The sequence below is a fragment of the Nocardia sp. 852002-20019_SCH5090214 genome (assembly GCF_001665865.1).
GTDB classification, from domain to species: domain Bacteria; phylum Actinomycetota; class Actinomycetes; order Mycobacteriales; family Mycobacteriaceae; genus Nocardia; species Nocardia nova.
Genome location: NZ_LZMK01000033.1, coordinates 1 through 625 on the forward strand (window position 1 = coordinate 1; position 625 = coordinate 625).

The 625-nt window shown below is 68.6% G+C and carries 1 pseudogene; it reads right to left on the bottom strand.

Annotated elements, in window-relative coordinates:
* Positions 1 to 625, bottom strand: a pseudogene (locus A5780_RS40615) (DNA cytosine methyltransferase); the annotation flags it as partial.

A 625-nucleotide genomic window follows, 5' to 3' on the forward strand; every position in this document is an offset into this window, starting at 1 on the left:
TCCCCGGGCGGCAGGCTCCAGTCGATGGCCACCGACGCCGGTGTGGTGATCGGCTCGGCGATCGCGTACCGGCACGCCCTCGACGGGCACCGGTAGACATACTGGCCGTGACGCACGCCGTAGCGGCCCATCTGCGTGCCGGGCTTCTTCCACGACTGGATCGCGTCCACAACCTGCTCGCAACTCGCGCACCACGCCTTCGGGCGCAGCCACTTGTCCCAATCCGGGCGCCGCCCCAGCGATTTGAGCCAGTACGCGATGTAGAGCCGGTCGCGGGACTGCGGCACCGGCAGGCAGGTGCGCGGCAGCACGTGCGCGGAATTCAGGGCGATGACCCGGGTCTCGTAACCGAGGTCCTGGATCTCGCGCAGCCACCGATGCCGGTCGTCCCACTTCCAGCACTGCACGACGTTTTCCATCACCCCGGCCAGCACCGGCTTGCCGCGCGCGGCCATCGCACGCAGATACCGGGGAATCTGCTCGACCAGCGCGCGGCTGCGCCCGGACGCCGGATCCTCGACGATGCCGAGTTCCTCGTCGAACCGGTACTGGTTGCTCTGGTCGAAGTAGCGTTTCTGTCCCTTCGCGTCCGTCCATTCCGGGCACGCCGGGCTCGCCCAGAACA